Origin of the sequence: uncultured Desulfovibrio sp., from assembly GCF_910584445.1 — a bacterium.
Classification (GTDB): domain Bacteria; phylum Desulfobacterota; class Desulfovibrionia; order Desulfovibrionales; family Desulfovibrionaceae; genus Desulfovibrio.
Map to the genome: position 1 here is coordinate 1 of NZ_CAJUBO010000029.1, position 21,475 is coordinate 21,475.

At 65.3% G+C, this 21,475-nt stretch carries 17 protein-coding genes and 1 tRNA gene; 6 read left to right on the plus strand and 12 right to left on the minus strand.

What is annotated here, in order from left to right; translation table 11 throughout:
* The first annotated feature begins 181 nt into the window (after positions 1-181).
* Positions 182-2,194 (plus strand): vWA domain-containing protein, encoded by a 2,013-nt coding sequence (locus QZ294_RS10705; RefSeq protein ID WP_297050683.1) that lies wholly within the window; start codon positions 182-184, stop codon positions 2,192-2,194.
* Positions 2,195-2,437: 243 nt separating this feature from the next.
* Here QZ294_RS10705 and QZ294_RS10710 read toward each other — a convergent pair whose 3' ends face one another.
* Positions 2,438-3,007 carry a hypothetical protein gene (locus QZ294_RS10710; protein ID WP_297050686.1) on the minus strand — a complete coding sequence of 190 codons (570 nt, stop codon included), beginning with the start codon at positions 3,005-3,007 and terminating at the stop codon, positions 2,438-2,440.
* Positions 3,008-3,301: 294 nt separating this feature from the next.
* Between QZ294_RS10710 and fliM the strand changes: the two genes are divergently transcribed.
* From fliM to QZ294_RS10735, 5 genes are all read left to right on the plus strand, one after another.
* Positions 3,302-4,282: a flagellar motor switch protein FliM gene (gene fliM, locus QZ294_RS10715; RefSeq protein ID WP_297050692.1), complete on the plus strand. Its 981-nt coding sequence runs from the start codon at positions 3,302-3,304 to the stop codon at positions 4,280-4,282.
* A 216-nt stretch (positions 4,283-4,498) separates the two neighbouring features.
* The gene (locus tag QZ294_RS10720; protein ID WP_297050696.1) at positions 4,499-6,529 is read left to right on the plus strand and encodes a glycosyltransferase; all 2,031 of its coding nucleotides are present in this window, start codon (positions 4,499-4,501) and stop codon (positions 6,527-6,529) included.
* 118 nt (positions 6,530-6,647) lie between these two features.
* Positions 6,648-6,723 (plus strand) — tRNA-Thr (locus tag QZ294_RS10725).
* A gap of 124 nt (positions 6,724-6,847) precedes the next feature.
* The gene (locus tag QZ294_RS10730) at positions 6,848-7,195 is read left to right on the plus strand and encodes a DMT family protein (protein WP_297050702.1); all 348 of its coding nucleotides are present in this window, start codon (positions 6,848-6,850) and stop codon (positions 7,193-7,195) included.
* Position 7,196: 1 nt separating this feature from the next.
* Entirely contained in the window at positions 7,197-7,979 is a 783-nt protein-coding gene (locus tag QZ294_RS10735) for a TSUP family transporter (protein WP_297050704.1), read from the plus strand.
* Here QZ294_RS10735 and QZ294_RS10740 read toward each other — a convergent pair.
* The 11 genes from QZ294_RS10740 to dapF form a co-directional block, all read right to left on the minus strand.
* A complete protein-coding gene (locus QZ294_RS10740; protein ID WP_297050710.1) occupies positions 7,915-8,829 on the minus strand; it encodes a site-specific DNA-methyltransferase in 915 nt (304 codons plus the stop codon). The two genes, QZ294_RS10735 and QZ294_RS10740, sit on opposite strands and share 65 nt — an antisense overlap.
* 25 nt (positions 8,830-8,854) lie before the next feature.
* Positions 8,855-10,777, minus strand: coding sequence for an excinuclease ABC subunit UvrC (gene uvrC / locus QZ294_RS10745; protein WP_297050713.1), 1,923 nt, complete (start codon positions 10,775-10,777; stop codon positions 8,855-8,857).
* Positions 10,778-11,068: 291 nt separating this feature from the next.
* Complete coding sequence (locus QZ294_RS10750; protein ID WP_297050719.1) at positions 11,069-12,703, minus strand: methyl-accepting chemotaxis protein; 1,635 nt, start codon at positions 12,701-12,703, stop codon at positions 11,069-11,071.
* Between the two features lie 8 nt (positions 12,704-12,711).
* Positions 12,712-13,119, minus strand: a complete 408-nt coding sequence (locus QZ294_RS10755) for a hypothetical protein (protein WP_297050724.1) — start codon at positions 13,117-13,119, stop codon at positions 12,712-12,714.
* A 391-nt stretch (positions 13,120-13,510) separates the two neighbouring features.
* Positions 13,511-14,134, minus strand: coding sequence for a flavodoxin family protein (locus QZ294_RS10760; RefSeq protein ID WP_297050731.1), 624 nt, complete (start codon positions 14,132-14,134; stop codon positions 13,511-13,513).
* 134 nt (positions 14,135-14,268) lie between these two features.
* Positions 14,269-15,123: a WcbI family polysaccharide biosynthesis putative acetyltransferase gene (locus QZ294_RS10765; RefSeq protein WP_297050736.1), complete on the minus strand. Its 855-nt coding sequence runs from the start codon at positions 15,121-15,123 to the stop codon at positions 14,269-14,271.
* Between the two features lie 185 nt (positions 15,124-15,308).
* The gene (locus QZ294_RS10770) at positions 15,309-15,716 is read right to left on the minus strand and encodes a 6-carboxytetrahydropterin synthase (RefSeq protein ID WP_297050740.1); all 408 of its coding nucleotides are present in this window, start codon (positions 15,714-15,716) and stop codon (positions 15,309-15,311) included.
* Positions 15,713-15,898 carry a hypothetical protein gene (locus QZ294_RS10775; RefSeq protein WP_297050744.1) on the minus strand — a complete coding sequence of 62 codons (186 nt, stop codon included), beginning with the start codon at positions 15,896-15,898 and terminating at the stop codon, positions 15,713-15,715. The genes QZ294_RS10770 and QZ294_RS10775 overlap by 4 nt, the downstream gene beginning before the upstream one ends.
* A 119-nt stretch (positions 15,899-16,017) precedes the next feature.
* Positions 16,018-18,690: a bifunctional acetaldehyde-CoA/alcohol dehydrogenase gene (adhE, locus tag QZ294_RS10780; RefSeq protein ID WP_297050754.1), complete on the minus strand. Its 2,673-nt coding sequence runs from the start codon at positions 18,688-18,690 to the stop codon at positions 16,018-16,020.
* Positions 18,691-19,037: 347 nt separating this feature from the next.
* Positions 19,038-20,264 (minus strand): LL-diaminopimelate aminotransferase, encoded by a 1,227-nt coding sequence (locus QZ294_RS10785; protein ID WP_297050756.1) that lies wholly within the window; start codon positions 20,262-20,264, stop codon positions 19,038-19,040.
* A 59-nt stretch (positions 20,265-20,323) separates the two neighbouring features.
* Complete coding sequence (gene dapF / locus QZ294_RS10790) at positions 20,324-21,193, minus strand: diaminopimelate epimerase (RefSeq protein WP_297050763.1); 870 nt, start codon at positions 21,191-21,193, stop codon at positions 20,324-20,326.
* Between the last annotated feature and the right edge of the window lie 282 nt (positions 21,194-21,475).

The window sequence follows — 21,475 nt, forward strand, 5'->3', positions numbered from 1 at the left end:
AAGGCTGTTTTTGACGGATGATTGTGGCATTGCACAAGCTGCCACATCCCAAGCCGGCGGTCACATCAATAGGTCCAGACCCTAGGACGTGGCCGCCGGGGCGGCTGCACGAAAGCCGCCGTCCGCCGGGCACCGGCGGGCGCTGACGAAACACGCGCGGGCCGCCGCGCGGAGGCAACGCATGATGACATCTTTCCCATCCGCGCTTCGCGCGCTCCTGTTCCTGCTCCTGACACTGTCCGCCGCCCTGACGGCGCCCGGCCGCGCCGACGCGGCCCAGCCCCTGCTGCAGGAAGGGAAAAAAAGCGTTTTCCAGCGCGTGGTCACGCATCCCGGCGCAAGACTCCTCGCCGGGCCTGAGTCCGGGGCGAAAGTCCTGCGCGAGAGCATCCCCACCTTCTCCGTCATGTATATCTACGACCGCAAGGGCGACCGCCTGCAGGTGGGCGCGGGCAGCGACGGGGCGGACGGCTGGATCGACAAGGCCCTCGTCACCGAATGGCCCCAGGCCATCACCATGGTGCTCACGGACAGGACCGGCCGGGACCCGGTGCTCTTCTTCCGCACGCATGACGCGCTGGAAGCGGTCTGCCGCGCCGACGACCTCAAGGGCACTCTCGCCCGCTATGCCGGGGAGCTGGCTTCCGGCCGGGAACTGCCCGCCGACTACCCGGTCGTCGCCACAGAACCGGCGGCCACGGCCGTTGCCGAAAAGAATTTCTATCTCCTTCCCGTGCTTTCCATCGACGACCAGTTCCACGGCCAGCACGGGCCGCGCCTCATCGAGGTGGCGTCCATCGACCCCGGCATCGGCGCCGCAGGGTCCGCCGGCGGCGGACATGGCAAAAGCCCGGCGGGAGCGGACTTCCGCACCGGTTTCGCCTTTGTCATCGACACCACCATTTCCATGAAGCCCTATATCGACGAGACCCTGCGCCTTGTGCAGGGCCTCTACGACGAACTGGAAAAAAGCCCCTACGCCGACAAGATGGCCTTCGCCGTGGTGGCCTTCCGCAGCAGCACCAAACGCACGCCCGGCCTTGACTATACGGCCAGGATCATCTGCGACTTCACCTCGGTCAGGGACCGCAAACGTCTGGAGGACGCGCTGCGGCAGGTGGACGAGGCCACGGTCTCCAGCCATGGCGTCAACGAGGATGCCTTCGCCGGCGTCAAGGCCGCCGTGGACGGCCTTTCCTGGCAGGACTACGGCAGCCGCGTCATGCTCATGATCACCGACGCCGGACCCCTGGGCGCGGGCGATCCCGATTCCTCCACGGGATTTTCGCCGGAGACGCTTGCCGACTATCTCAAGACCAACCGCATCTATCTCACGGCGCTCCATGTCAAGAATCCGCGCAGCGCCAAAAACCAGCCCTACGCCGCCGAGGCCTACCGCACCCTGACGCGCCAGAGCGACAATCAGGCGAGCTATATCGCCATCGACGCGACCACGCCCGCCAAGGGAGCCAAAGCCTTCGAGAGCGCGGCGCGCGTGCTCGCCCAGTCCTACGGCAAGGTGCTGGCGGCCACCGCCGAGGGCAAGCTCCTCGCGCAGCCCTCGAGGATCAGCGGACCCAGGGCCAAACTCAGCCCCGAGGAAGAGGCGCGCCGCATCGCCGACAGCACGGGCTATGCCATGCAGCTCCAGTTTTTCGGCAACCGGCAGGGCAGCACCGCGCCGCATGTGGTGGACGCCTGGATTGCCGACGCCGACCTGGCGAAGCTGGCGGCCAATCCCGGCGACGCGCCCGTGCTCGCTGTCGAGCCGGCCGTCCTGCTCACCAAGGGCCAGCTGAGCAACCTCTACAAGCAGCTCAAGCTGCTGCTCGCCGGAAGCGAGAAGGCCTTTCTCAACGGCGATGCCGACCTTTTCGGGCAGATCCTTTCGGCGGCCGCCCAGATGAGCCGGGACCCCAACCAGTTCTCGCTCCATCCTGACAGGAACCTGGCGGAAAACGGCCTGCTGGACGAGGTGCTGGTCGATCTGCCCTACAAAAGCGTCATCGGCTCCATGACGCGCAAGGACTGGGAAGATATGTCCACCGGCCAGCGCGACGCCTTCGTGCGCCGCATCAAGGGCCTGCTCGCCCGCTATGAGGCGTATGACAAGGATGCCTCCCACTGGGAGAGCTTTGGCGCCACCAATCCCAATGACCGGGTGTATCGCGTGCCGTTGAGCATGCTGCCCTGAAGCGTTTCGCTGGGGAAAAGATCTGCGGGACAGATATTTTCCTCAGACTTCGCTGCCGTCATTTCCCCGCAGAGCGGGACAAGCGGCGAAAAAACGCGGTTTTCCGCCGTATTGCGGCGCGGGCGCCTGCCCCCGCATCCGTCAGGGCGATTCGGCAATGGACGCATCCAGACCGCACAGGGGAGCGCTGGCCGCGGGCGGCTCTGCCTGCGCCCGTCGTTGGCGGGCCTTGCGAAAGGAAGGCTACTTCCCCCGGCGCTCGGCCGGGGGCTGGAGATAGCGCGGCAGGACAAAGAGGCGATAGCTTTTGACCGGGGAACGGCCCGCGGGGCGGACGGCGCGGCCTTCGATGGAAAGCGGCTCGTCGGAGAGGCCAAAGGGCTGGAGCTTGCCGGGCTGCGCCGCCAGGGCGGCGAAGCTCTCGCCGCTGAGGGCGATGACCGGCAGGCTGCTGGTGGCATTGCCCGCGAACAGGGCCGCGCCGCCGGGCACCGCCATGGAACGCGCCACCGTGGCGTTGAGCAGGCTGGGGAGCGGCATGTCCGTGGCCCGCAGGGCTTCCAGAAAATCGTTGCCCGTGCGGCCCACAAAGGTAAACAGTGACGCGCCGTCGCCGGAAACCAGCAGGCTCACGGGCATGGTGCCCCCGTGGATGCCCATGTAGGCGGGGCGGCCGCCGGCGGGCATGACGACCCAGCCGTCATCGTCGCCCGACGCCCATGCCGTGGCGGCGTTCACGAGAGGCGCGAGCAGAAGCGCCAGACGCAGGAGCCACGCGCCGAAACGGACCGGCCAAAATCCATATCGTTCCATGCTGTCACCGAATGGCGGCACATGCGCCCCGACTGGCGGGATGCCGCACATTTTGACGGACGCTCCAAGGCGTCCCGGAATCCCCCGGGCAGGCGCGGCAAGAGGCCGCCGTGCCCGCGCCCCGCGCCGCGGCATGTTCCAGCGGCAGGCCAGGGCATGCACTGAGTTCTAGTGAGGCGGCCGCGCCATGTCAAGCCGGGCTTCTTGCCTTGTTGGCCTTTTTTTTGCATACTTTTGGAAACACCGCCGCATCCCGCAGGGATGCGAGAGTTTTTTGGCACTTCCGAGGCGCATATGAATAAAGTTTTGGCCCAGGACGAGGTCGATGCCCTGCTTCGCGGCCTTTCCGGCGGCGAGATCGAAAGCGAGCAGGACGTTCCCGAAGACGATTCGGGCGTCGTCTCCTTTGACCTCGCCAATCAGGACCGCATCATCCGCGGGCGCATGCCCGTGCTGGAGATCGTCAACGACCGTTTTGCCAGGCTCTGCACCAACGCCCTTTCCAACGCCGTACGCAAGCGCGTGGAGCTGAACCCCATCTCCATCGACATGACAAAGTTCGGCGAATTCATGCGCTCGCTGCCCGTGCCCACCTCCATCAACATTTTCAAGATGGACCCCCTGCGCGGCAACGCCATCATGATCGTGGATTCCCGCCTGGTTTTCGCCCTGGTGGAGAACGTCTTCGGCGGGGCAGGCTCCCAGCCCAAGATCGAAGGCCGCGAATTCACGCGCATCGAGCAGGCGGTGGTGGACAAGATCGTCAAGATCGCCCTCGACAACATGGAAGAGTCCTGGCGGCCCGTCCACGATGTCAAGCTGGAGCTGGTACGCAGCGAGATCAACCCCCAGTTCGCGGCCATCGTGCCGCCGAGCGACGTGGTGGTGGTCATCACCTTTGAGGTGGAGCTGGATACCTCGCTCGGCTCCATGATCATCTGCCTGCCCTATGCCACCATCGAACCCATCCGCTCCAAGCTCCACGCCAGCTTCCAGACCGAACGCCTGGAAGTGGACCACGCCTGGGTGGCGCGCCTCAAGGAACGTCTGCTGGAAACGCCGGTGGAGCTTAAGGTGCATTTCGGCGACACCACCATCACCGGCAACCAGCTCTTACGCATGCAGGTGGGGGACGTGCTCGTCCTGGATACGGATGTGGAGGACCTGCTCACCTGCACCGTGGCGGGCGTCAAGAAGTATCAGGGCATCGCGGGCACGGTGAAGGCCATGAAATCCTTCCAGATCATCAAGGAAAACGAACCGCAGTACACATGATGCCCGCCTGCGGGAACAGGCGCTGCCAAACCCGCTGGCTGTCGTTCGTTTGCGCTGGCGCTGCGCCCGCGCTACGGAAAACGGCTCTCAGCGGCCGTCATGGCCGTCCGGCTTTGCAGTGGCTGAAGCTGGCCGTATCCCGCAGCCCCGCATCCCCGCATCCGGGAGAGGCCCCCTCCCGGCTCCTGAAGCCGTGAAAGATACCGTGGGTGCATCATGAGCGGTCTTTTCCTTATCCACAGTTTCGGACCCTCAAGCTTCTGGCTGTCCGCAACGCTCCATGCCAACAGGGACCTTTTCGCTGAACAGGGCCTCGAATTCTGGCCCCTCCCCGCATGGTTCCTCGGACAGCTGCCGCACCATGGTCATTTCTGGTTCCAGGCATCCCCCCTTCCTCCGTATCTGGAGGAGCAGTGGAGCGCGCTTGCCGCCGCGCTGGACTCCGGCAGGAACATCATTCTGTTCCAGCTTTTCCCCTCGCGGGGGGCATGCCGGCAGTTCGGATGCCAGGCGCGCGCATCCTTCAGCCGCGCCCACTCCATCAGGAGCCTTTTCCTCCTTGGTCAGCCGCCGGTCCTGCTGGAGCAGCGCTTCCGCACGCAGCCCCCCCTGACAGACCCCCAGGCATCGTTCCAGATGGACGGATACCGCGCCCAGGCCGAGGAGATCGAAGCCGCGCGGGAGTTCTCCGACGAGCTGACGCTGCTCGCCGACCCGAGCGGTTCCCCCGTGTCCGGGCCGGATGCGGAACTGGCCCGCCGCGTCTTCGCCTTCCTGGGCTGTCCGATGCCGGTATTGCCCGCGCCCCTCCCGTGCCATCCCCTGTTTCTTGGCTCCGTCACGGGCCGGCGCCTGGCCGCCGTCACCGAGGTGCGCTACAACACCTGGCCGCCCCTGGACGATGCACAGTACATGGATGCGCTCCTTTCGCTGGACAGGACGTGGGGCACCGCGCCGGTGAGTCCCCTTGATGCCCGCAAAAAGCTTGCCGCGCAGGCGCTGGAGGAGCGCGAAGCCCTGAACGCGTTGCCCGGGCTTGAGGTTGGGGCGTGGACGCTCCCCGCCTGGTTGCTGGAAGAGGAGTCCGTAGCGGCGGATGCGCCACTTGAGCCTGACCGCGTGCGGGCATTTGCGGAGGCGCTCAGCGCCCAAAACCGCCATGCGCTCCGGCAGCGTTTTTCCCAGGACGCGCCGCTGCTGTCCGAAGATCAGCGGCTGTTCGGCGCCATCCTGCGCGAGGGGGGCGACTGCGCGCATCTCGGCGAACCCGAAGCGCCGGTCGAATTGACTGTCCTGACCATGACATTCAATCACGAAAAGTACATCGGCCAATGCATGGACAGCGTGCTGGCGCAAAAAACCTCTTTTCCCGTCCGCCATCTGGTGCTGGATCATCATTCCTCGGACGCCACCCCGGCCATCATCGCGGAGTATGCCTCCAGACACCCAGGCGTGCGCCCGGTCCTGCTTTCCCGGCATCTTCCCCAGGAAAACGTGCTCGGGCTGTTTCTGCGCGCGCGCACCAGGTATGTGGCCCTGTGCGATGGCGACGACTATTTTTCCGACCCGCTCAAACTGGAAAAACAGGTGGCTTTTCTGGAGAGCCGCCCCCACTGCGCCCTGTGCTTCCATCCGGTGGCGGTGGTCTTTGAAAGCGGCGAACCGACGCGCCTTTTCCCCTCCCCGGGGATGCTGCCGCGCGGCGTCAGGGAGGAATACTATCTTGCCGACCTGCTTCGCGCCAATATCATCCAGACCAATTCCGTGGTCTATCGCTGGCGCTTCCGCGAAGGCCTGCCCGACTGGTTCCGCGCCGATCTCTGCCCCGCGGACTGGTACTGGCACCTGCTCCATGCCGAAACGGGCAGGGCCGGCTTCATCAATGAGATCATGGCGGTCTATCGGCGCCACGACGCCGCGCTGTACAGGAAAGCCTTCCGCAACATGAAGGAGCACATGCGCGAGCACGGCCTGGCGGAATTGTACGCCTATGCCGCCTATAACGACCACTTCGGCGGCCGCTATTTCCGCCTGCTGGCAAATCCGGCCAATACGGTCCTTGCCGCGTTTTTTGAGATCGCAACCACCGAGGGGGACGCCCGCCTCTTCCAGTACGCGTGCGCGCACTATCCGGATTTTGCCGCAAACTTCTTGCTGGAATACAAGAACCGCATGAGATCTTCCGGGACGAACGGCGGCGCCCCCGGAGAGGCGCCCCCCGGCGACGCCCGGCATCCCGGCCGTTGACGGCGGCGCGGGCGCGACAGGCCACGGCGCCTTCCGGGACAGGTCGGGCGCCTTCGCCCCGGCGCCGAAAAAAGGCTTGACCGGCGGCCCGGGATGGAGTAGAAGCCTATTCCTGTTCGCCCTTGTAGCTCAGTCGGTAGAGTGCATCCTTGGTAAGGATGAGGTCACCAGTTCAATCCTGGTCAAGGGCTCCAGAATTTCAGGCGGTTACTCCTTCCGGTAGCCGCCTTGTTTTTTGGCGCGTGCGCCGCAGGCCCACGTGCCACCCCCCGCAACCCCTGACCCCGCCGCGTCCCGGCGGCGCCCTGCGATCCTGCCATGAACATTCCGGTCCCGCTTGTCACCGTCGGCCTGCTCGTGCTTTCCAATGTCTTCATGACCTTTGCCTGGTACGGGCATCTGCGCTACAAGGGGCTGGCGCTGCCCATCGTCATCCTCACGAGCTGGGGACTGGCCTTTTTTGAGTATCTGCTCCAGGTGCCGGCCAACCGCATGGGGTACGGGCATTTTTCCGCCGCGGAACTCAAGACCATCCAGGAAGTCATTTCCCTGACGGTCTTCATGCTCTTCTCCACGCTCTGGCTGGGGGAATCCCTGCGCTGGAACCACCTTGCCGGGTTTGCCCTCATCGTGCTGGCGGCCTGGATCATCTTCAGGGAGTGGTGAAATGCCGGCGCTTACCCTGAGCATGACGGCGGCCTGTGGCGGCGCGGCACTGGTCGGCGGCTTCATCGACGCCATCGCCGGGGGCGGCGGTCTGCTCACCATGCCCGCCCTGCTGCTCACCGGGGTGCCGCCCCATCTGGCCCTCGGCACCAACAAGATCAGCTCCAGCCTGGGCACGGCCGTGGCGCTCGGCACCTTCGCGCGCAGTCATCTGGTGCTCTGGCGGCTGGCCCTGGCGGGGCTGGCCTTTTCGCTGCTCGGCTCCTGGGTCGGCTCCCTGCTTGCCCTGCATATCAGCGCCGCCGTGCTGGGCAAGATCCTGGTCGGCCTTTTGCCCGTGGGCATGCTCCTGACGCTCGCGCCCAAGCGGGAACGGCAGGCGGGCGCATGCTCCGCCCCGCTCCACGGGCCGCGCTTCTGGCTGCTGGTGCCGCTGGTCTGTCTGCTCATCGGCGTCTATGACGGCTTTTTCGGCCCCGGTACCGGCAGTTTTCTCATCCTTGCCCTGCACTGGGTCTTGCGCGCCGGTCTCATCGAGGCCTCGGCCACATCCAAGGTGCTCAACCTCGGCTCCAATGTGGGCGCGGCCGCGGCCTTCATCTGGCATGGCACGGTCTTCTGGCCGCTGGCGGCCATCATGACGGCCTGCTCCATGCTCGGCAACTGGTTCGGCAGCCGCACGGCCATCCGCATTGGTCCGGCGGCGGTGCGCCGCTTCCTCATGGTCTCTCTCGGGCTTTTGCTCCTGACCCTGATCTGGCGCTATTTTCTGGACCCGGCGTGAGCGCCGGGGGGCGGACAAAACGGACATCTTCAGCGGGAAAGCGCTGAAAACGCCGCTCCATGACGGCCACGGCCTCGGGATTCCCATCCACCAGGATGCAATGACGGCCCAGCGTGTAGGCAGCCTCGCCCAGGGTCCCGCTGCCCGCAAAAAAATCGCAGAGCGTATCGCCGGGATTGGAATGCACCCTGACGATGCGGGAAATGATGCCCAGGGGCTTTTGCGTGGCATAGCCGGTCTTTTCCCTGCCGTTGGGGCTGACGATGGTGTGCCACCAGACATCCGTGGGCGTCTTGCCGCGCGCCGCCTTTTCCGCGCCCACGAGGCCGGGAGCCATATAGGGGATCCTGTCCATCTCGCCGTAATTGAAGGTATAGTTGCGGGGGTCGCGGGCATACCACAGGATGGTGTCGTGCTTGGCGGGCCAGCGCGTTTTCGAACGCGCGCCGTAATCATAGGCCCAGATGATCTCATTGAGGAACGAGTCCCTGCCGAAGATGCCGTCAATGAGGACCTTGCAGTAATGGATCTCCCGGTAGTCGAGATGGAAAAACAGGGAGCCGTGAGGCTTGAGGATCCTGCGGGCCTCAACGATGCGCGGTTCGATAAAACCGGAAAAATCGTCGAAGCGGTCATCAAAACCCTGTGACGCCCGAGGTTCCGTGCGGTACGTCCTGCCCTGGAAGCCCCGGCGGCTGCCGTGTTCGTCCCGAACGGCCCGGAATCGCGCGCGCTCCTGCCGCACACCGGTATTGAACGGCGGATCGATATAGATGAGGTCCACGCTTTCCTTCGCCAACCGTGGCAGCACCGCCATGTTGTCTTCCTGATAGACCGTCAGTTGCGGCATGGCTCCTCCGTGGCGGCCGGCATGTTCACGCGCCGCCCGCGCCCGTCAGCCTGCGCAGTTTTTCGCGCAGGGCCGCGGCCCTGGCACGGCCCACGCCGGGGAGCGCCCGCAGCTCCTCCTCGCCGGCGCCGGCCATGGCCTCAACACTGCCGAAATGGTCCCAGAGCAGGCGCGCCGTGGCGGGTCCCACGCCCGGCAGGCGCATAAGCTCCCCGGAAAGCGCGGCCCCGCGCCGCGCGCGGCGGTGGCGGCCGATGGCGAAACGGTGCGTGGCATCGCGCACCTGCTGCAGGAAGAGCAGCTCCTGGCTGCCTTCGCGCAGGGGCAGCGGATTAGCCCTGCCGGGCACAAAGATGCGGTCGGCCACATTGCCCGCCCGGCGGTCGGCGTGCCCCTCTTCGTCACGGGCCTTGGCAATGGCCGCCAGGGGAAAAAGGCGCTCCTCCCCGGCTTCGGCCAGAGCGCGCCCCACAGCCGCCAGCTGGCCCCGGCCCCCGTCGATGAGCAGAAGATCCGGCCACGGCGGCCCGCTCTCCAGACGTCGCGCCACCCAGGCATGGAGCGTGGCATAATCGTCCGCGCTGTCCGGCATGGCATAGATGCGATACTCCTCCCTGCTCGGCAGGCCGTCCACATAGACCACCATGCCCACGCGCGTCTGCCGGCCGCCGGTATGCGAAACATCCACGCATTCGATGCGCCCCGGCGCGTCGGGCAGGGAAAGGGCCGCCCCCACGCGCGCGAGCAGGGCGGCGCCGTCCTGGCCGCGCCGGCGCCGCGCCTCTTCCCGCGCATTGGCCGCGGCCATGTCCACCAGCTGGTTGTCCGCCGTGTTTTGCGGGGCCACCACCCGCACCGGGCCACCGCGCCGCTCCGCCAGCGCCTGCTCCAGCACGTCCCGGCCGCCGAAGCCTTCGTCGGCATCTTCGGGGGGGATGGCGCCGTCGTCTTCCCCACCCCGGTCCTCATTGCGCCCGTCCGCCGGCGCATCCGCCAGCTCCGACGGCAGCCACGGCACCAGGATGCGCGGCGGCGGCACCACCGTGCCGTAAAACTGGCCCAGAAACGAAGAAAGCAGCTCCGGCGCGTCCTCAAAGCCCAGGCCGGGCCAGAAAAAGGCGCGCCCATCCGTGACGGCGCCCCCGCGCACAAAGACAATGCCAAGGCCGAGGCCCTTCTCCGCCTCGCACAGGCCGATGGCGTCCATGTCGCCGCCCGCGGGGAGGATGGCCGCCTGCCGTTCCACCGTGCGCTCCACGGCGCGGAGCTGGTCGCGCAGGATTGCGGCGCGCTCAAACTCCAGCTGCTCGGCGGCCCCCTCCATTTCGGCGCGCAGGGAACGCAGGAGCGGGTCGGCGCGCCCCTCCAGGATGTCGCGCACGCGCTGGACGGCCAGATGGTATTCCGCCGGCGTCACTGCGCCCATGCAGGGCGCCGGGCACTGGCCCATGTGGTGGTAGAGGCAGGGGCGCACACGGTTGCGCATGGCCCTGTCCGAACAGCGGCGCAGGCCGAACGCGCGGTGGATGAGTTTCCAGGTTTCACGGGCCGCCAGCGCCGAGGTGAACGGCCCGAAGTAGCGCGCCCCGTCCCTGCGCGCGGCGCGGACGATCTCCAGCCTTGGGAAGGGGTGCTTCACGTCCAGGCGGAAGAGCGCGTACTGCTTGTCATCGCGCAGGACGATGTTGTAGTGCGGCCGGTATTTCTTGATGAGGCTGGCCTCAAGGAGCAGCGCCTCCTTCTCCGTGGTGGTGGAGAGGTAGTCGAGGCTTTCTGCATGGGCAAGCATGGCCCGGGTCTTGACCGGCAGCCCCTCGGGACGAAAATAGGAAAGCACCCGCCGGCGCAGCACGCGCGCCTTGCCCACATAGATGACCCGGCCGCGGCCGTCCCTGTAAAGGTAAACGCCGGGCGTGAGCGGGATGCTGGAAGGTTCCGGCCTGTCCATGCGCGCATCCTACGCCCGGACGGCCAGACTGCCAAGCGTCGTCCCCGGACGGCAGGGACACGGCAAAACGCCCGGTTTTTCGCCGCGGAGAAGCCCGGTCTGCCCGATGATGCCACGAGCATCCGTCAAAAACAGGCCTGCGTTGCTGCCCATTGGCCTACGCCGCGCTTCGCGGGGCAACGCAAATGCGCCTGCGGCGCGCCCTTCGGGTGGTTTTCGCGCTGGTCTGAACGGTTAAGGCGCGATCCCAGTGCGCGCGAATCCTGTTTTGTGGCTCTTGTCATATCTTCTTCAGCCGCGCCGCATCTCCTCTATGAGTTGGTTCAGGCGCTGCGCCTGCTCCGAAAGGGACTGCACGGCCCGCGAGGACTCGTCCATGGCGTTGGCCGTTTCGACCGCGATGTTGTTCACTTCCGAAATGGAGCGGTTGATCTCCTCGCTGGCCGCCGACTGTTCCTCGCTCGCCGCGGCTATGGCGCGCACCTGATCGGCGGTCTGGTCGGCCATGCTGACGATCTCGGCCAGGGCCTCGCCCGACTGGTTGGCGCAGGCGGTCGCCTCTTCGATGGCGCCCACGGCGGAATCCACATCATCCCTGCTCTTGGCGGCGCTGCCCTGGATATTTCGTATTGCTTCATCCACGCGGCTGGTTGCGGCCATGGTCTTTTCGGCCAGCTTGCGCACCTCGTCGGCCACCACAGCGAAGCCCCGACCGGCCTCGCCGGCCCTGGCCGCCTCTATGGCCGCGTTCAGGGCCAAAAGGTTCGTCTGGTCGGCGATATCGGCGATCACCGACATTATCTCGCCTATGGACTGGGCGCTCTCGGAAAGCTGCGTCATCCCCTGCTTCAAGGTCACGGAGCGCTCCCGCGCCTTGTGGATGCCGGACACGACCTGCTCGACCACCTTTTCGCCAGCCTCGGCCTTCTGGCGGGTGGAGGAAGCCACCCCGGCCGCGGCGCTGGCGCTTCGCGACACCTCCAGCACAGTGGCGTTCATCTCCTCCATGGCAGTGGCGGTCTCGGCCATGCGGCTGGCCTGATGGCCCGAGCCTTTTCTGGACTCCTCGATCTGGGCGGAAAGCTCTTCGGATGCCGAGCCGAGCACCTCAACCACGTTCTCAAGCTGCGTGGCGGCCTCCTGGATGCCCTCGCCGCGGGCGCGCTCCGCCTCCTTCCTGGCCTCCTCGGACTCATGGATCGCCCTCACCGCCTCAGCTGCCGCGGCCTCCGCCTCCTTTGTTTTCTGCTCGCTTTGGGCAAAGAGGCGCTTCAGGCCAAGCAGCATTTCCCTGGTGCCGCGCCCAAGCACGCCAATCTCATCCCCGCGGGCGGCCACGCGGCCCAGGGAAGCCTCCTCGGCCGCATCCAGCTCCAGATCGCCATGGGCGATCTTGTCCACCAGGGCGGCTGTGGAACCCAGGCTCCGGGATATCCCCCGCGCCACAAAGACGATGATGCAGCCAATGAGCAGCATGGCTATGGCGCACACCAGAAGGCTGTTGCGGAACATGCTCGCCACAGGCGCCAGGATGTCGTCCCTGTCGGCGCTGACGGCCACCAGCCAGTCCACAGTCGGCACATGCTCGAAGCGGGCCACCTTGGTCACGCCCTCCACTTCATACGAATACCCGCCCGCGGGCGAGTCCAGCATATGCCGCAGCCATTCCAGGCCGCTGTGATTGACACCCACCAGTTTCTTGTCGGGATGCATCAAAAGGACGCCATTTTTATCGTACACAAAGCTGATGCCGGTGTCGCCAACGCGCACATTGTCTGTGGTGGCGGCCGCCAGCTTCTCCAGCGCCATGGTCGCGTACACCACGCCCACGATCTTGTCCCCGCTTTTCACTGGCAGGCCAAGGGCGCTGGAAAGTTTCCCATTGGCCTTGCTGATGATGGTGAAAGGCTCGGGTTTGTCCTTCATGGCCGCCTTTATATGTAGCCCCTTTCGCCAAGGGCGGCGCCGATGAAATTCAGATTGGAATGGGCCACGACCTTGCCCGACCCGTCCACCACGCCAATGTCGCGCAAGTCGGAGAAACTCTCCGCCATGCGCTTCACAGCCTGCAAAAGCTTCATGCGCATGGCTTCGGCGCTGGCCGAATCGTCGCCTTCGGCCAGGGCCGCCAGATAGGAGCGGGCCACATCGCTCCGGGCGAAATCGCCGAGGGCGCTCCCCAGCAGGGAGACTGTGTTCGCCAGCTCGTTTTTCTGGTCACGGGTCACAAGGGCGATCTCCTCCACGATCTGCTTCTCTATGTAGTCACGGGCAACGAAGTAGTTGACCAGTGTCAGGGCCGAGAAGCCCAGGACAACAGGCAGAAGAATAAATAAAAGCATTTTTTGCAAAATCGACATTTTCACCTGTCATCCCCCCCAAATTGCCGACCATGAAGGCGTCAATCCCCAGCCGGTTCACAGATTTTCAGGGTTTAACTTTAATAACCACGCCATTCCCTGCAAGAAATTTTTGTTTGAGGCTCTCCTGGAGAGTATCGTCAATTGATGATAAATCTTAAGAGTATATAAGGGGCCGTCCTCGCCAAAATCAATGTTTTTTATTGATGTGGCTGCTGGCCTGGGATGTGACGGGGCGCGCAATGCCACGATCATCCGTCAGAAACAGCCCCGCGTTGCTGTCCATCCGTCAGCGCGCGGACAGCGGACGGGGGCGCGGGGCGCCGCCCCGCAGCGGGAAAAACGGCGCCGTTGTTTCTCTTCCGGCCCGGACTCAGCGGATGAAGTTCGTCGCCTGCCACGGCTCCGGCGTGGGCGGCATGATGCCCGCGGCCTTGCCGGCGGCGATGCATTTGAGCAGCCAGGCCATATTGTCGCCCAGAGTACGCATGGTCTGCAGACCTTCCGCATCCTGCGCGGCTTCTTCGGGGGCGTTGCCGTGGATGGAGTTCCAGTACTGGGAGGCCACCACGGGCATGCGGGCGATGGTGAAATACTTGTTCAGCCGGTCAAAGGAGGCGCTGGCGCCGCCGCGGCGGCAGCTCACCACGCAGGCGGCGGGCTTGAAGGCGTAGGGCGCGGCCTTGAGAAAGAAGACGCGGTCCAGGAACGCGCACAGCGTGGCGTTGGGTCCGGCGTAATAGACCGGGGAGCCGACGATGATCCCGTCGGCCGCGCGCAGGAGGTCGATGCCCTCGTTGACCGGATCGTCCTTGAAGATGCAATACCCGGTTTCCCTGCATTTGCCGCAGGCGATGCAGCCGCGCACGGCTTTGCTGCCCACCTGGAGAAGCGTCGTTTCCACGCCGTTTTTTTCCAGTTGCCGCGCCGCCTCGTTGAGAGCCGTCCAGGTGCAGCCCTTGGGATGCGGGCTTCCGTTGACAAGCAGGACGTTCATGGCAGCCTCCTTCTGTGCTGGCGTTGAGATGCTTTTGCGTCGATGACACGCCTGTACTGTGTGGGCATAACGTGCCGTTTCCGGGGATCTCCCGTGCGGAGCGCAAGTATAGGGCAGACGCGGCGGGGGCGCAATCAGCGGGCGCCCGGCGTGGCGCGGTCCGCGCCCATGCCGTGCAGGAAGCTCACCAGATCCCCCACCCGGTTGGCCCGGCAGGAAAGGTAGGCGGCGGTATATTCCTGATGAGTGAGGCTCGTCCCAAAGACCGGGTAGCGGCGTTCCCGTGTCGCAAAGGGCAGGCCGAGCAGGGGGCCGAGCGCCGGGTGCAGCGGCAGCCAGAAATCCTCCTGCGGGTGAACATAGGCGCGGCGCACGCTTTCCGGGAGCGGTCCCAGGCCGAGCAGGCGGAGCAGTTGGTCCGCCACATGGAAGAGCAGCACACGGCCCGGATGGTTGACGGTGATGAAGAGCTGCTCCCCGCGCCAGCGTTCGCGCAGGAGAGCGGCGCAGCGGAAGGGGGAGTCCGCTTCCTTGGCCTCCTCGCGGGCGAGGGACGCTTCGGCCACAGCCGCCACATCGCCCAGCAGGGCCGGGTCGCCGCGCAGGTAGAGGCGGAGCGCGTCTTCCGGCGCAAGGCCGCGTCCCAGCAGGTCTTCCAGCAGGCTGTCCGCGAAGTCGATGCCCTGAAAGGCATTGGTCCAGAAGGGCCAGTACCCCTTGAAAAAGAGGTTGGGCAGGATGATGGCCCGGCAGGAGGGGGAAAGGCGCGGCAGCAAGCGCTCCGTGGAGAGTTCGCCCCAGCGCGGGGCCAGGCGCTGGTGCAGGAAAAGCCCGCAGGCCGCGAGATCGCGCTCCGCCACTTCCTCGCGGGTGTAGTTGCACAACCGGCGGATGCGGAACAGCCGGGCGAAGGCCGGCGTGTTTTCCAGGAGCGGGCGCAGGGCGTCACCCTGGCAGTTGGCGTGCAGGATGCAGAGTGTCTTGGTCATGGCGGATGCGTCCGCGCGCGGCGGGGAGCCGTCAGGCGCCCGGGAGACCGCCGGGCGCCCTGATTTTTGGGAATCCTTGCGGCGACCGCCCCCGCCCATCGCGAAGCCAGGGGCGACGAGCGGAAAAAACGCTCTTTCTCACCGACAGGCAAAAAACATGGCGTACTTTTTGCTGAGGTCCGCGCCTACGCTTCCAGATAGGTGGCGCTCTGGCTGTTGCGTTCGCTCACGCTCACGCTCACAAGGCGCACGTTCCCGGCCTGGGGATCGGCGCTGGCGGCCAGGCGCGCCGCCACATCCCGGAAGATATGGCGCGCGAGGTTCTCCGATGAGGGATTGCGGACGTCAAAGGGCGGCGTCTCGTTGAGCATGCGATGGTCCAGCCCGACCAGGGACGCGCGGAGCGCCCCCTTGAGCGTGGCGAAATCCAGCAGCAGTTCCGTGTCGGGAGCAAGCGTGTTCCCCTCCACGCACAGCTCCACCGCGAAATTATGGCCGTGGGGATTTTCGCATTTGCCGCGATAGTGCCGCAACGCGTGCGCGGCGGCAAATTCGTCGCGCACCGTGAGCCGCCAGAGACCGGCGCCGCTCATGCCACGATCCACCACATGATGAAGGCCGAGAGAACGGTCACGATGATGGCCGTGACGATGCGCGTATTCTGGTTCCATTCGAAGGGCGAATGCTGCGGTTCAAGCTCCAGTGTGCCCTCGGCCTCGTTTTCCTGAGACGTTGTGGGCACGAAGAAGTGTTCGAGCCAGCTGAGAAAGGACATGCTCTCTCCTTGCAGGTCTGGAGGTCAGCGGGGCGGCCTCCTGTTCCGCGGCCCGGCGGCGCGTCCCTGAAAGGCGCGCCGCCGGCCACGCGCGTTGCGGCCATTCCCCGCGAAGCGCGTTATTTCCTTCCGGCCATGGCCTTGAGCGGTTCGCCGTAATATGCCTTGCGGTAGAGTTCCCGAAGCTCGGAAATGAGCGGATAGCGCGGGTTCGACACCGTGCACTGGTCGTCGAACGCCTGTTCGGACATTTCCTCCAGCCTGCTCAGGAAGTCGGACTCGGCGATGCCCGCGTCGCGCAGGGACGCCGGGATGTTGAGGTCGCGCTTGAGCGCCTCGATGGCCCGCACCAGGCGCGCGGTCTTTTCCGCCCGGGCGTCGGGACCGTCGCCCTCCACGTCATCGGCCAGATGGAGCATGTCCGCGATGCGGGCATAGCGCCCCTTGACCCAGGGGTACTTGTACTGCGGCAGCATCCCCTGCTTGGTGGGCGTATCCGTGGCATTGTATTCGATGACATAGGACAGCATGATGGCATTTGCCAGCCCGTGGGGAAGATGGAAGTACGAGCCGAGAGTGTGCGCCAGCGAATGGCAGACGCCCAGAAAGGCGTTGGCAAAGGCCATGCCCGCCATGGTGGCCGCATAGTGGATCTTTTCGCGCGGCACCAGGCGGTCCTCGCCGCCCGCATAGGAACGGCGCAGGTACTTGAAGACCAGGCGCACGGCCTCCATGGCCTGGCCGTCGGCGAAATTGGTAGCCAGGGTGGAGGTATAGGCCTCGATGGCGTGGGTCAGCACATCCAGCCCGGCGTTGGCGATGAGCGAGGGCGGCAGGTCCATGACGAATTCCGGGTCCACGATAGCCATGTCCGGGGTCAGGGCGTAGTCGGCCACCGGATACTTGACGCCGGTCCTGTTGTCCGTGATGACCGCGAAGGGCGTCACCTCCGAGCCGGTGCCCGAAGTGGTGGGGATAGCCACCATGAGCGCCTTCTTGCCCAGCTCGGGGAAGGAGACCACCCGCTTTCTGATGTCCATGAAGCGCAGGGCGATATCCTCGAAGCGGATGTCCGGCTTCTCGTAGAGCAGCCAGATGATCTTGGCCGCGTCCATGGGCGAGCCGCCGCCAAGCGCGATGAAGAGGTCCGGCTGGAAGGCGTTGACCATGTCCAGGGCCTTGCGCGCGGTGTCGATGTCCGGGTCGGGAAGGACACCGGAGAAGACGCGCACCTCCATGCCCATGCGTTCCAGCACTTCCTCCACCTTGCGGACATGGCCGAGCTTGACCATGGTCTCGTCGGTGATGACGCAGGCGCGGCGGCGGTCGGTGAATTCCTCCAGAGCGGGGCGCAACGCCCCCAGCTTGAAGTAGATCTTGGAGGGCACGCGGAACCAGAGCATATTCTCGCGGCGCGAGGCCACGGTCTTGACATTCATGAGGTGCTTCACCCCGATGTTTTCGCTCACGGAATTGCCGCCCCAGCTGCCGCAGCCCAGCGTGAGCGAGGGCGCCACGCGGAAGTTGTAAACATCGCCGATGGCGCCCTGCGAGGCGGGCATGTTGATGAGCACGCGGCCCGTGGTCATGGTGTCTTCAAAGGCCCGGATGTGGCCGGCATTGCTCTCGCGGGTGTAAAGCACCGAGGTGTGCCCCGCGCCGCCCAGCTCCACAAGGCTCTGGGCCGTGGTCACGCACGCCGCGAAGTCCGGCGCGCGGTAGAATCCGAGCACCGGCGAGAGCTTTTCATGGGCAAAGGGATCGTCGGGCCGCACTTCGGGCCGTTCGGCCATGAGCACCTTGGTGCCGGGCGGCACCGTGATGCCCGCCATTTGGGCGATGCGCTCCGCGGACTGGCCCACGATGGCGCTGTTCAGGCCGCCGTTGACGAAGATGGTCTTCGCCAGGGCCTCGGCCTGCTGCTCGTCGGCAAACCAGGCCCCGCGCCGGAGGAACTCCTCGCGCACGGCGTCGGCCACCGGGGCTTCGGCCACCACGGTCTGCTCCGAGGCGCAGATCATGCCGTTGTCAAAGGTCTTGCTGAGCAGGATGGAATTGACCGCCATCCTGATGTCGGCCGTGGCGTCCACAACGACCGGGGTATTGCCCGCGCCCACGCCGATGGCCGGGGTGCCGGAACTGTACGCCGCGCGCACCATGCCCGGTCCGCCCGTGGCAAGGATGAGATTGATGTGGCGGTGGCTCATGAGCGCCTGCGTGAGTTCGGGCGTGGGGTCCTCGATGCAGTCGATGATGCCTTCGGGGGCGCCGGCTTCCACGGCGGCGCGGAGAATGGTCATGGCCGCGGCGCGGGTGCTCTTTTTCGCCCTGGGGTGCGGCGAAAAGATGATGCCGTTGCGCGTCTTGAGGCAGAGCAGGGCCTTGAAGATGGCCGTGGACGTGGGGTTGGTGGTGGGCACGATGCCCGCCACCAGGCCCAGCGGGGCGGCAATCTCGCGATAGCCGGAGACCGGGTCGTCCTCGATGACGCCGCAGGTCTTGCTGTCCTTGTATTTGTTGTAGATATATTCCGAGGCGAAGTGGTTCTTGATGACCTTGTCTTCCACGATGCCCATGCCGGTCTCGGCAACGGCCATCTTGGCAAGCTCTATGCGCTTTGATGTGGCTACGGCCGCCGCGTGCTGGAAGATCTCGTCCACCCGGGCCTGGTCATACTGCGCGAAGCGGGCCTGGGCCGCGCGCACGCGTTCGACCATGGCGTCCAGTTGCGCCAGGGCCTCCGGCGCGGAGGGCGTTTTTGCCGCTGTGGTTTCCGAAGTTTTCTTGCTCATGGTTTCCTCGTTGCGGTGTGAGACGGGAGGCTAGGGTCAGACCTTATTGTTAAGGCGCTGCCGGTTTGGGATGTGGCGGGTTGTGTACTGCCGCAATTATCCGTCAAAAACAGCCTTTTTTGCGCTGTCGGCGTCACTGGGCGATTTTTGTCGGTCATGTACCTGAGTACACTCCCTCCAAAAATCACCCATTTCCTTGCCAGCGCAAAAAGTTCTTATTTTTTAGGATACTTGCGGCGACAGCCCCCGCCCTTCGCTCCGCTCCGGGCGGCGAGCGGAAAAACCTCCCATTTTCACCGGCAAATAAAAAATCATAGCGTACTTTGTCTTTGTAATGTGGTCTGAGGCTAGGCAAGCCGGCGCAGGCGCGCGATGGCTTCCTCGGTGTCGGCCGGGGAGCCGAAGGCCGTCAGGCGCACATAGCCCTCGCCGCTGGCGCCGAAACCCACGCCCGGCGTGCAGACCAGGGCCGCCTCGTTGAGCAGGCGCTCGAAAAAGCCCCAGGAGTCCATGCCCCTGGGCACGCCCACCCAGATATAGGGCGCGTTCACCCCGCCGAAGACCGGCAGCCCCATGCCGGAGACCGCCTCGCGCAGCAGGGAGGCGTTGCGCTGGTAGCCGCGGATGACGTCCATCACCTCGCGGCGGCCGGCCTCGCTGTACACGGCGGCGGCGGCGCGCTGCACGATGTAGGGGCAGCCGTTGTACTTGGTGCACTGGCGCCGGTTCCAGAAGCCGTTGAGCGCCACGCGCCCTCCCCTGCCGTCATCCACCATGAGACTTTCGGGCACCACCGTATAGGCGCAGCGCAGGCCCGTGAACCCGGCGGTCTTGGAGAAGCTGCGGAACTCCACCGCCACCTCGCGCGCGCCTTCCAGCTCGTAGATGCTGTGCGGCACGTCCGCATCCTGAATATAGGCCTCATAGGCTGAATCATAAAGGATGACGCAGCCCTCGCGGCGCGCGTAGTCCACCCAGCCCTGGAGCTGCGCCCGCGTGAGCACGGTGCCCGTGGGATTGTTGGGATAGCAGAGATAGATCAGGTCCGGCCGCGTGGCGGGAAAGGCGGGGACGAAATCGTTTTCGCGGGTGCAGGGGAGATAGACGATGCGGCTCCAGTGGCCGTCGGTCCAGTCGCCCGCGCGGCCCGCCATGACGTTGGAATCCACATAGACCGGATAGACCGGGTCCGTCACGGCCACCACGCTGTCGCGCGAGAACAGTTCCTGAAAGTTGCCCACATCGGACTTGGCGCCGTCGCTGACGAAGATCTCGTCGGGCCGGATGTCCACGCCGCGGGCCTTGTAGTCGTATTCCATGATGAGGTCGCGCAGGAAGGCATAGCCCTGTTCCGGGCCATAGCCGTGGAAATGCGCGGCATCGCCCATTTCGTCCACCGCCGCGTGCAGGGCGCTGATCACCGCCGGAACGAGCGGCCGGGTCACGTCGCCGATGCCAAGGCTGATGACGCGGGCATCGGGGTGGCTGTCCTTGAAGTTCGCCACCTTGCGCGCGATGTCGGCAAAAAGATAATTGCGCTGGAGCTTGAGAAAACTGGGATCGACCCTGGTCATGAAAGCCTCGCTTGCCGCGGCGTCGCGCCGCGTTCGGGAACTGTTGTTCAAACTGTTGTTCAGAGGTAATACACGCCGTCAAAGACCGTGACCGCCGCTCCTGACATATAGACATGGCCGCTGGCTTCGTCCCAGTCCACATGAAGGACGCCCCCCTTCAGCTCCACGTCCACGGAACGGCCGGTATAGCCGTTGAGGGCGCAGGCCACGGCCGCCGCGCAGGCGCCCGTGCCGCAGGCGAGCGTCTCGCCGGCGCCGCGCTCCCAGACGCGCATGCGGATGCTCGTGGAGGAGAGCACTTCCACAAATTCGGTATTGGTGCGGCGCGGGAACAGGGGATGATGCTCGAAGAGCGGCCCCAGGGCGGGCAGGTCCAGCTCGTCGATGCCCTGCATGAACACCACGGCGTGCGGATTGCCCATGGAGACCGCCGTGACCGCATAGGTGCGGCCATCCACCTGGATGGGGTGGGCGATGCAGCGGCGATCTTCCTCGTCCACGCTGAGCACGGGCGCAAGCTCCACCGGGATGCGGCTCGGCACCAGGATGGGTTCGCCCATGTCCACCGTGGCGCCGCAGACGGTGCCCGCCTCGAACTTCAGGCGGATGATCTTGATGCCCGCGGCTGTTTCCAGGCGGATGACGTCCTTTTTCACCAGACCGCGGTCATAGGCATACTTGCCCACGCAGCGCGTGGCATTGCCGCACATTTCGGCCTCGGTGCCGTCGGCATTGAACATGCGCATCCTGAGATCGGCCACCCCCGAGGGCAGGATGAGCACCAGACCGTCCGAACCCACGCCGAAATGCCGGTCGCTCATGCGCGTGGCAAGCTCACCGGGATTGTTGATCTCTTCTTCAAAACCATTGATGTAGACATAGTCGTTGCCGATGCCCTGCATCTTGGTGAAGCGCAATTCACGGGCCATGCCGCCTCCTTGATCCGCCGCGTTTCGGACGCCGGCGGAAAGAAAAACGCTAGCCGGAAGCGGCGAAAAAGTAAAGGAGCGGGAGGCCTGGAGTCTATGCAGCCCGCTGCCTCTTGTGTACGTACCAAGAGTGCGTATCGGCTTGACGTGCGTTGTGCCCTCAAGTATCTTCGGTCTAAAAGGCAATGTACTTTGTATCCTTAATCGGGATTTGCAGCATGCCGCCGGCTCTCTCTCTCTCTCTCTCTCTCTCTCTCTCTCTCTCTCTCTCTCTCTCTCTCT